Source organism: Streptomyces sp. NPDC001219 (genome assembly GCF_053597915.1).
The window spans coordinates 217,255-228,142 of the sequence record NZ_JBSFJF010000002.1; the positions used below are offsets into that span (position 1 = coordinate 217,255).

The window sequence follows — 10,888 nt, forward strand, 5'->3', positions numbered from 1 at the left end:
CCGGCGAGCAGGCTCCCGGGATCGGCTGACAGCCCGGACATCCTGCCTTAGACGAGAGGGAACGAGCGTGTCCCAGCAGGCCCTCCACCATGGCGCAGCACCCGTCGCCATCCGCAGCGCCGCCTGGTATCTGCCCGAGCGCACTCTGCCGGTCACCGACGTAAGGACGCTCGACGAGACCGAGCGCGCCACCCGCGACGGTCTGGGTATCGACACGGTCCGGGCGGACGACCGGCTGAGCGCCGTCACTCTCGCGGAACGTGCCGCGCGCCGAGCGCTCGAACAGGCCGGGCTTGACGCCCGGGACCTGGGCGCCCTGGTGATGGTGGAGTCGCGGGTCCAGGAGACGTTCCTCAGCTCCGAGGTGACCAGGCTCCAGCACCAGCTCGGCGCCGACAACGCCACCACTTTCTCGGTGGGCGGGCTCGGCTGTGTCTCGATCACCCCGGCCCTGCTGACGGCCCGCGGACTGCTGGCCGCGGACCCTGCCCTGGAGCACGTCCTGGTCGTGCACGGCAGCAAACCGGCCGCCGCCCTGCGCTACCGCCACCCCGTCACGGTCAACGGCGACGGCGGGCAGGCGCTGCTGCTCTCCCGCAGCGGGCGGATACGGGTACGCGACATCGCGCAGCTGACCAACGGGCGCTACTGGGACCTCTTCCACGTCGACTACCGGGACCGCCCCACCGCTCAGTGGCGCGAACAGTGCACGGAGCCCAGCACCTACTCCTTCCGCCTGGCCATGGAGACGCGCAACCGCTTCTCCGCGATGCTGGGCGACCTGCTGCGGCGCAACGGAATCAGCCGGGGGGACGTCGCCGGCTTCGTCAGCCAGAACCTGTCCGCCGGGAGCTTCGCCTTCCTTGAGGACTCCCTGGACATCGAGCTGCTGCCGGCGTGCCGGGAGAACCTCCGGCAGTACGGACACCTCGGTCCCAATGACGTCTTCCTCAATCTCCGCACAGCACTCGACCGCAAGGAGCTGGCCCCCGGCGACCTTGCGGTCCTGATCAACGTGAGTCCGGTGGCTGCCTGGAGTCTGCTGCTGGTCGAGACAGGTCCACAGGAGGACGCGGCATGAACGACATCACCTCGCAGATCACCGGCTTTCTGAGCGCGGCTCTTCGCCGGCAGGTCGAGCCGGACGACGACTACTTCGCGCAGGGCCTCGCCGACTCACTGTTCGCACTGGAGCTGGTGACCTTCGTCGAGAGCCACTTCGCCCTCACCGTCGAGGTCGAGGACCTGGATCTGGACAGCTTCAGGACCGCCAACCGCATCACGGAGTTCGTCCGGCGCAAGACCGGAGCACCCGAGCTGGGAGAAGCGCATGTCGAGGGTTCCTGAAAGCCGCCCCGGCGCCGCGACGACGGATCTGTCGCCCGTGGAGCCCGTGGATCTGTCCCCGGTCGCGGCCGATGTGGCGGCCCACGCGCATGAGTGCGCCTCTCGTTGGGACCAGGACGGCGGACTGCCCGATTCGGTGCGCAAGAAGCTCGCCGCGTCGGGACTGCTCGCCGCGGACCTGCCCGGGCGGTACGGGGGCGTAGGCCTTCATCCGCTCACGCTCGGGGAGATCACCGCACGGATCGGTGGTGAGTGCAGCGCCCTGCGCGGGCTGCTGACCGTACAAGGCATGGTCGCGGCGGCGCTGCTGCGCTGGGGCACCGAGGCACAGCGCGCCGACTGGCTGCCCGGGCTGGCCGGCGGCGAGCTGACCGCCGGCTTCGCGGCGAGCGAGCAGGGCGCCGGCAGCGCGCTGGGGTCGGTGGAAACCCGTATCGAGGCGTCGGACCGGTCGGGCCACCAGGAACTGGTCGTGAGCGGTCGCAAGAGGTGGGTCACCTTCGGTGCGGTCGCCGACGTGTTCCTGGTCCTCGGCACGTACGAGGGAAGACCGACCGCCGTGCTCGTGGACGCGGACCGCGCCGGCGTCGAGCGGGAGCCGGTGAACGGCCAGCTCGGCATGCGGGCCGCCCGGATCGCCCACCTGTCCTTCGACCGTGTGCGGGTGCCCCGGCGTCAGCTCGTCGCCCCTCCCGGCCTGGGGCTCTCCCATGTCGTTGGCACCGCGCTCGACCACGGCCGGTTCACGGTCGCCTGGGGATGCGTGGGCATGGCGGAGGCGTGCGTCGAGGACGCCGCCACCCATGCCGCAGTCCGTCGGCAGGGCGACATCCCCCTGGGCGACCACCAGTTGGTCCGGTCACTGCTGGCCAGGGCGGCGGTGGACGCCGCCGGGGCCCGGGAACTCGCTCGCAGGGCTGCGGAGGCACGGGCCTCAGGGCCGGGGCACGGGGTGCCGGAGACGCTCATGGCCAAGTACGCGGCGGCTTCCGCAGCGGCGACGGCCAGCCGCGACGCCGTACAGGTACTCGGCTCGGCCGGCTGCGCGCCCGACAGCAGGGCCGGCCGTCACTTCCGGGACGCCAAGGTCATGGAGATCATCGAAGGAGCTCAGCAAGTGTCCGAACTTCACATAGCCGAGCGGTTGTTACGGCGCTTCGGTGGTGTGGCGCGCGGCCCGGAACGCCCCGTCGCGGCCGGTCTCACCGGAGGATCGCTGTGACGGCGTCCGAGGGCGCACCCACCGTCAAGTGCCTGGTGTGGGACTTGGACGACACCCTCTGGGACGGGGTGGTGCTGGAGGGCGACGATCCCGTCCCCTTCCCCGCGGCACTGAAGACCCTGGCCGAGCTGGACCGTCGCGGCATCCTGCATGCCGCCGCCAGCCGTGGCGAACACGGAGTCACTCACCGTCATCTGACGGAACGCCGACTGATCGACTGGTACTGCGCGATACAGGTGGGCTGGGGCACCAAGTCCGCTGCGGTGCGCCGCATCGCGAAGGCCCTCAACATCGGGCTGGACACCATCGCGTTCGTCGACAACGACCCGGTGGAGCGGGCGGAGGTCGCGAGCGAACTCCCCATGGTCCGCTGCTACCCGGCGTCGGAGGTCGGACAGCTGCCGGAACACCAGGACTTCCGGCCCGAGCACCTCACCGCGGAGGCCACCGGGCGACGCCGGCTCTATCAGGCCGAGTGGCAACGCCAGGAGGCCGAAGAGGAGTTCACCGAAGGACGCCAGGCGTTCCTCGACTCGCTCGACCTGGTCATGGAGCTGCGCCCGGCCACCGAGGACGACCTGTCCCGGGCCAGCGAGCTGACCGTCCGCACGCATCAGCTCAACAGCACAGGCCTGACCTACGGCATCGACGAACTGCGCCGGCTGAGCTCCTCACCGGACCATCAGGTGCTGCTGGCCACGCTCCGCGACCGCTTCGGGGACTACGGGATCATCGGCCTGGCCGTCACCGAACTCGATGGGCGGGACTCGGTCCTGCGGCTGATGCTGATGTCCTGCCGGGTCGCCTCACGGGGTGCGGGGAGCGTGCTGCTGCACCATCTGATCCAGCGGGCCCTGGCGGCCGGCCGGCGCCCCGTCGCGCACTTCATCCCGACCGAGGCCAACCGGAACATGCTGGTCACGATGCGCTTCGCCGGCTTCGAGGCGACGGTCACCGAAGAGGACCGCCTCGTGCTCACCGTGGACCCGGAGCGCCCGCTGCCCAAAGCCCCCGGTCACACGCGCGTGATCACCGGTGCGGCGTGAACGGCACAGAAAACGGCACAGGAAGCGAGGCTGCGATGACCCGACGTCCCGGTGGTACCGATGAGTTGGTCCCCACGGACACTCCGGGGGAGGAACGGCCGGTGTGGGCCGCCTTCCGAAGGCAGGTGGTCAGTGCGCCCGAGGCGACCGCGCTCATCATCGGCGGGGTCTCGCTGACGTACCGCGAGCTCGACCATGCCTCGGCCGGTCTCGCGCAGCTGCTGTGGCAACACGGGCTGCGGCCCGGGCGGGTCCTCTGCGTCCGGACGCAGCAGAGCGCCCTGTCCGTGGTCGCCATGCTCGCCGCACTGCGCACCGGTGCCACCTGGGCGGTCCTGGAACCGGACCTGCCCGTCGGGAGGTTCGAGGCGCTGTGCCGGGACGTCGACTGCGCGGTGGTGCTGAGCGAGGGCGGCGACGCCGTGCCGGCCTCCGCACTGGCGGCGATGCCCGCCCCGCCGACGGTCGTGGACGCGGCGGACCTCCAGCTGACGCTGCTCGTCAAGGCAGGGCAGGAGCTGCCCACCGACCTCTACCCACCGGTCCCGGAGCAGAGCCCCGCCTACGTCGCCTACACCTCGGGTTCCACCGGTGTGCCGAAGGGCGTGCTGGTCAGCCGGGGCCAGCTCGCGGCGTCCATCAGCTGCCGGGGGCCGGTGTACGGCACCGAGCACTCCGTCTTCCTGATCGCGTTGCGGCTGTCCTTCGACGGCATTCTCGGCGGAATGTTCTGGTCGCTCACCGGCGGTCACACACTGGTGCTGCCCGACCCCCGACAGCTCGTGCACGTGGCGGAGTTCGTCCGGCTGGCCAGGGAACACGGTGTGACACACCTGTTCAACATCCCCTCCTACTACCGGGCGGTGCTCCAGGACCCCGGCGGCCTGCCCGACACGCTGCGTCTTGTGGTCGTGGGGGGCGAGGTGTGCACCCCCCAGCTGGTGGGCGCGCACCACGAGCGACTGCCAGGGATACCGATCGTCAACGAGTACGGGCCCACCGAGACGACCATCGCCTGCACGGTGGAGACCGATCCGGACCCGGCCCGGGACCGTGTCCCCATCGGGCGGCCCTGGCCGGGCGTGCAGACCCTGGTACTGGACGAGCGGTTGCGTGAAGCCCCGGCCGGGGAGCGGGGCGAGCTCTACGTCGGCGGCTCCCTGGTGGCCATCGGTTACGCGAACCAGCCGGCCCGTACGGCCGAGCGATTCATCGCGGACCCGTACGGGCGACCGGGTGGGCGCCTCTACCGCACCGGGGACATCGCCAGCGTCGACGAGCGGGGCGCGCTGCACTACCACGGCAGAACGGACCATCAGGCCAAGGTCCGCGGTATGAGGATCGAACTCGGCGAGATCGAAAGCGTGCTGGAGCGCCATGCGGGCGTGGAGCAGGCCGTGGTGCTCTGCGAGCGTGCCGGGCAGGGCGAGCCACAGGTGATCGCGTTCGTGCTGCCGACACCCGGCAGCAGGCCGCCGGACGCCGAGGAACTGCGCGGACACTGCCGCGGCCGGCTGGTGGAGCAGGCCACACCGACCCTGTTCGTACCGGTCGACCACATGCCGCTCGACCGCAGCACCAAGGCGGACCGGGCCACCCTCCGCACGCTGATCCCGACAGACCGGCAGGGCCCCGGAGGCACCGCGGGCGGGGACTGGAGCGGGCACCGGCTCGCCGTCGGCCGGATCTGGGCGGAGGTCCTCGGACACTCCGACTCCACCCCGGACGACAACTTCTTTGCTGTCGGCGGGAGTTCGATCAAGGTCGTCGACCTGCACGACAGGCTGGACAGGCAATGGCCCGAGGCACTGCGGGTGGGCGAGCTGTTCGACTACATCACCATCGCCACCCAGGCGCAGCGGATCGCAGACCGCCTGGGCGAGCGCACGCACGAGGAACACGCCGAACACGCCCCACCGGCCACATACGAGCTCTGACATGCGTGAACGGAGAGGCGACATGAGCGGTACGGGCGTGACACACGACAGGCCGGCCGTCGCGGTGATCGGCATCGCCACGAGATTCCCGCAGGCGGATTCCCTCGCCGCCTTCCGGGCGAGCCTGCGGGCGGGGAGGGACTCGGTGCGCCCGATCCCTCCGGAACGAGTCCGGAGTACCGGGCTCGATCCCCGGCACGACTACCCGGAGATGGGCTACCTGGAGCGGATCGACCTCTTCGACCACAAGCACTTCGGTCTTTCCCGCCGCGAGGCGGAGGTGACAGACCCGCAGCACCGCCTGGCGCTCCAGCTCACTCAGGAGGCACTGGAGAATGCCGGATACGCACCGTCCGGGCTCCGGGACAGCCGGACAGCGGTGATCTTCAGCTCGCCGAGCAACGGCTACGCGCCTCTGGTGCGCGAGCACGGCACCCTTGGCCTGTCCGGGAACATCCCCTGCGCCCTGCCCGCCAGGATCTCCCACCTCTTCGGTTTCCTCGGCCCTTGCTACGGCGTGGACACCGGCTGCAACGGCTCACTTGTCGCCGTCCACCAGGCATGCCGTGAACTCCGCGACAGCGACGCGGACTACGCCGTCGTGGGCGGGGTGAGCCTGCGCCATATCGTGCCGCCGGCGGCCACGGTGGCCGACTTCCCCGGCATCAGCTCCCCCACCGCCCGGTCCCGCGCCTTCGACCGCTCCGCGGACGGCGCGGGCTTCGGCGAGGGCGGCGCGGTAGTGCTCCTCACCACGCTGGAACGGGCACTGACGGAGGGCTCGTTCATCCACGCAGTGATCCGGGGCAGCGCCGTGGTGCACAACGGCCGGCATTCCGCGACCATCAGCACACCGAGTGCCCGCTCGCAGGCCCAGGTCATCACCAAGGCATGGCGCAATGCCGCGCTGGACCCGGCGACCGCCGGATACATCGAGACACACGGTTCGGGCACCCGGCTCGGCGACGCGGTCGAGGCCGAGGGCCTGGCCCTCGCCCGTCCCGACGGCGACCGGACGGTGAAGGTGGGCTCGGTCAAGACCAACATCGGGCACCTGGACCACGCCGCGGGAATCGCCGGGCTGGTCAAGACGGTACTCAGCGTGCACCACGGCGAGCTGTATCCCTCACTGCACTTCGAGGAGCCCGCCGACGAGGTCGACCTCGAAGGCGCCCGCCTTGAGGTCGTCACCTCGCTCGAGGAGTGGGACGACGAGACTCGCCGGGCGGGCGTGAGCTCGTTCAGCCTCGGCGGCGTCAACGCGCACTGCGTGGTGGAGCAGCCACCGGTCACCACCCCGGTACGCCCCGCCGACAGCGCCCCGCAGCTGATCGCGGTGTCCGCCCGCAGCCGGACGGATCTGCTCTCCCAGTGCGAGCGGCTGTCGCTCGCACTGCGCGACGGCGCCCACCCGCTGGCCGCCGTCGCGCGGACGCTGAACGAGGGCAGGGACCACGACGCCCACCGTGTGTCCGTGGTCGCCCGGGACACCTCCGAGCTCGCGGCGCGCCTGGCCGCCGAGGTCACCTGGCGTCGGCTCACGTCGCCCGAGACGGCCGAGACGACCACCACCGGCGCCATGGCCACGCCTCGGGTGGTCTTCCTGCTCTCCGCGGACGCCGCACCCGCCGAGCAGCGCGACAAGCTGCCGGACGAGCTGCCCGCACCGGCCGACCGGGCCGCGATGATCGGCGGACAACTCGCGACATACCAGGGGCTGGTCCGGGCCGGCGTCTCGCCGGACGGGCTGATGAGTTCGGGGATCTCCCACTACACCGCCCGGTACCTGCGGGGCGATCTCAGCGCCGAGGACACCGCCACGCTGCGGCGGGCGCGCAGCGGACAGGACGCCGCGGTAGCGGGCAACCCGCTGCGACTGGAGCAGCTCCACGCGGCGGCGGACGAGCAACTCTCCGCCGGCCCCGTGGTGTTCGTGGAGCTGGCTCCCCGGGGCGAGATCAGCGACCGGTTGACGGCCCACCTCCGCGACCGCGCGGACGCCCGTGTGCTCTGCCTGCGGCCCGGTGCCGCCGACGCCGACGCCGCCGTCCTGGAGCTGCTGGGCAGGTTGTACGAGGAAGGCGTCCCGCTGGACTGGCCGGCACTGCGGGCCCACCCGTCGGCGGGCCGGGTTCCGCTGCCGGGACATCCGTTCACCGGCGTTCGCTGCTGGGCCAGACCACTGGGTGAGGTGCTGTCCTTCGACGAAGCGCTCCATGAGCCCACTGCTCCGGCTCCCGTTCCGGCTCCGGTGCCTGCACCTGCCGCCGAGGAACCGGTCCGCGCACCCGGCGGCCAAGGGCCCGAAGAACCCCGGACCGTACTGGACTGGCTGCGGGGCACCCTCGTCGAGCTGCTGCACGCGGACGAGGTCCCGGCCGACGCGGACTACTTCTCCATCGGCGGAAACTCCGTCATCGCTCTCCAGCTCGTGGAGCGGGTCCGGGTGCGGCACGGGGTCCGGCTCAAGCTGGCGGACGTCTACGACCACCCCGTCGTCAGCTCGCTCGCGGAGGCCATTCACGACCGGGCTCCGCACGCGCCCACACCGAGCGCCGTCGGCGCGCCGACGGCCCAGGCCGTCCCCGAGGTGCCCGACGCCGAGTTGCCGCCGATCGTCCCGGGCGGCGAGCCGGTGCTGTCGTACGGGCAGGAGCGCATGTGGTTCCACCATCAGCTCGACCCGACGACCACGCTCTACAACCTCCCCGGTGCCTCCCGGTACCGCGGCCCCCTGGACGTGGAGAAGTTCAGGCTCGCCTGGGAGGACCTGGCGCGGCACCACGAGGTGCTGCGGTCCAATTTCGTCGAGGCCGACGGCAGGCCCGTGCTGATCATCCGGCCCGAACTGGGCGACTTCTTCACCTACCTTGACGTCTCGGCCGAAGATGCCCCGGAGACCGCGGCGGGTGCGGTCATCACCTCCGCCAAGCGCTGGGTCTTCGACATCGCCGACGAACCACTGGTACGGGTGACCGTCGTGCGGATCGGCGATGACGACCACATCGTCTGCTGGTGCATGCACCATGCGGTGAACGACGGCTGGGCTCCGGAGATCCAGATGAAGGACCTGCTGGAGTTCTACAACGCCCGCCTGGAGAACCGTGCCCCCGGCGTCGAACCGCTGCCGGTGCAGTACGCGGACTACGCGCGTTGGCAGCGCGAGCTGATGGCCGACTCCCGCCTTGACGGTGAACTGAGCTACTGGCGCGAACGGCTGAGCGACCCGCCCGCGCTGGAGCTGCCCACCGACCGGCCGCGCGCCGACCGGATGGACTTCGCGGGTGCGACCCACGGGTTCACCATCCCGGACGCACTGGTGCAGCGGCTGCGCGAGGTGGGCGGACGGGAGACGGCCACTCTGTTCATGGTGCTGCTCACCGCGCTCAAGGTGCTGCTCGCACACTGGTCGGGCCAGCGGGACATCATCGTCGGCACCCCGACCATCGGTCGTAACCGGCCCGAACTGTGGGATCTGCTCGGCTTCTTCAACAACACCGTCGCGCTGCGCTCGGACCTGTCGGGCGACCCGAGCTTCCGCGAGCTGCTGCGCCAGGTGCGCGGGGTGGTGCTCGGCGCGCTCGACCATCAGGAGGTCCCGTTCGACAAGGTCGTGCGCGAGGTCGCAGCCGACCGTGATCCAAGCCGAAACCCCGTCTTCGACGTGATGTACGTGCACCAGACGCTGCCACCGGCCGTCGGCTTCGGCGAAACCGCCGTCACTCCCGCGTACGACCCGGAGAGCGACCCGCACTTCCCCGGTCTGCCCCCCGGCACCGCCAAGTTCGACATCTCGATGGTGGTCGGCGAGCTGGCGGACAAGGACGAGATCGTGGTCATGCTGGAGTACGCGACGCAGCTCTTCGACGCCGACACGATCTCCGCCATGTCCGAGGCGTTCATGGAGCTGTTGCACGCCGTCGCGGACAACCAGGACATCCGCTGCACCGAGCTCCCCGGCGGTCCTCCCAAGGCGATCGGACCGGTCAGGGGCCGATCGGACACGGCGCCCGCTCCGGTGGTCCCGGTCGCCGACCCCGTCGTCAGCTGCCTCGAGCTGCGCGGCGAGGTGCGGCTCCCCGCGCTGCGCACGGCGCTGGAGGAACTGGCGGAGCGGCACGAGGTGTTGCGTGCCCGGACCGTCGAAGCCGTGGGGCACGGCTCGTTGCTCGGCGACGGCTTCCTCACCACCGCGGACGTCTCCGGCGAGAGCGAGCCCCTGGACACGGCCAGGGAGATCGCGCAGGCCGAGGCCGCACTCGTACTCGATCCGGCATCGGGTCGCCGGCTCCACGCGCTCCTCGCGACGACGGGCCCGGCCCAGCACATCCTGTTGGTGACGACCCTCCGGCAGGCCTACGACGGCGGCCAGCCGGAGGTGTTCTTCCGGGACCTGTTCGCGCTCTACGGCGCCCGCCTGGACGGACACCGGGCCGACCTTCCCGCGCTGTCCGCCGCGCACACCGAGCCTTGGGCAGGCCCCCGGCAGCAGACCCAACTGGCCTATTGGACGAGGACCTTGACGGGACTGGCCGACGGCGCGCCCCCGCTGGACCGGGCCCGGCCCGTCGGCGGCACCCACGCCACCGCCACCCTCGGGTCCCGGATTCCGGACGACCTCGCCCACGCGGTGGGCCGTTTGGGGACCAGGGAGAGCGTGCTGGCGGCCGTCGCCGCCTTACTCGCCCTGCACACGGAGGCGGACGAGGCGCTCATCGGGCTGACCGGCATGGCGCTGCCCCTCTCGGCGGCCCGCACTCGGCTGGGGACCTTCGCGCGAAGCCTGCCGCTGCGTCTGGACCTGGCCGACGACCCGTCCTTCGAGGAACTCACCGACCGGGTACGGCGCGCCGTCACCGTCGCGGAACAGCACGGGGACGTGCCGCTCGCCGACATCGTGCGCGCGGCCGGTCTGCCCGACGAGCCCGGCAGGGCACCGCTGTTCGATGTGACATACGCCTACCACACTCTGCCGGCGGCACTCGGCTCGGCGGCCGGGGTGGAGACAGCCCCCGTGGTGTGGCCCGACACCGACGCGGGACGGCTCACGCTGCCGCCCGGCCACAGCGAGCCGGACCTCTCCTGGTCCGTCGTCAAAGGGCCGGGGCGGGACGAGTTGTCCCTCTCGTTGGACTACCGCACCGAACTCTTCGACGCGTCGACCGCCCAGGCTCTCGTCGAAGGAGTGCTCACGGTGCTGCGTACGGCCACCCGCGCCCCCGGCGCACCCCTGTCCAGCCTGTGGCCCCTCCACACCACAAGCGCAAGCACACCTGCGAAGCCGGCCACGGCACGGCCCGCACACGCCGACTGACGCGGCTCGGCCAACGAAGGAG

Annotated in this window: 6 protein-coding genes; all 6 read left to right on the top strand. The window is 71.3% G+C overall.

What is annotated here, in order from left to right; translation table 11 throughout:
- The first annotated feature begins 109 nt into the window (after nucleotides 1-109).
- The 6 genes from ACWC9R_RS02470 to ACWC9R_RS02495 are packed head-to-tail and all read left to right on the top strand — an operon-like array spanning nucleotide 110 to nucleotide 10,866.
- Entirely contained in the window at nucleotides 110-1,081 is a 972-nt protein-coding gene (locus ACWC9R_RS02470) for a 3-oxoacyl-ACP synthase (RefSeq protein ID WP_450728288.1), read from the top strand.
- Nucleotides 1,078-1,347 carry an acyl carrier protein gene (locus ACWC9R_RS02475; RefSeq protein ID WP_450728241.1) on the top strand — a complete coding sequence of 90 codons (270 nt, stop codon included), beginning with the start codon at nucleotides 1,078-1,080 and terminating at the stop codon, nucleotides 1,345-1,347. Before ACWC9R_RS02470 ends, ACWC9R_RS02475 begins: the two co-directional genes overlap by 4 nt.
- Nucleotides 1,331-2,569 (top strand): acyl-CoA dehydrogenase family protein, encoded by a 1,239-nt coding sequence (locus tag ACWC9R_RS02480; protein ID WP_450728243.1) that lies wholly within the window; start codon nucleotides 1,331-1,333, stop codon nucleotides 2,567-2,569. The genes ACWC9R_RS02475 and ACWC9R_RS02480 overlap by 17 nt, the downstream gene beginning before the upstream one ends.
- On the top strand, nucleotides 2,566-3,615 hold the full coding sequence (locus ACWC9R_RS02485; RefSeq protein WP_450728245.1) for an HAD-IIIC family phosphatase: 1,050 nt from the start codon (nucleotides 2,566-2,568) through the stop codon (nucleotides 3,613-3,615). The genes ACWC9R_RS02480 and ACWC9R_RS02485 overlap by 4 nt, the downstream gene beginning before the upstream one ends.
- A 35-nt stretch (nucleotides 3,616-3,650) precedes the next feature.
- Nucleotides 3,651-5,552, top strand: a complete 1,902-nt coding sequence (locus ACWC9R_RS02490) for an amino acid adenylation domain-containing protein (RefSeq protein WP_450728247.1) — start codon at nucleotides 3,651-3,653, stop codon at nucleotides 5,550-5,552.
- Nucleotides 5,553-5,574: 22 nt separating this feature from the next.
- Nucleotides 5,575-10,866, top strand: a complete 5,292-nt coding sequence (locus ACWC9R_RS02495) for a condensation domain-containing protein (RefSeq protein WP_450728249.1) — start codon at nucleotides 5,575-5,577, stop codon at nucleotides 10,864-10,866.
- Nucleotides 10,867-10,888: the final 22 nt, after the last annotated feature.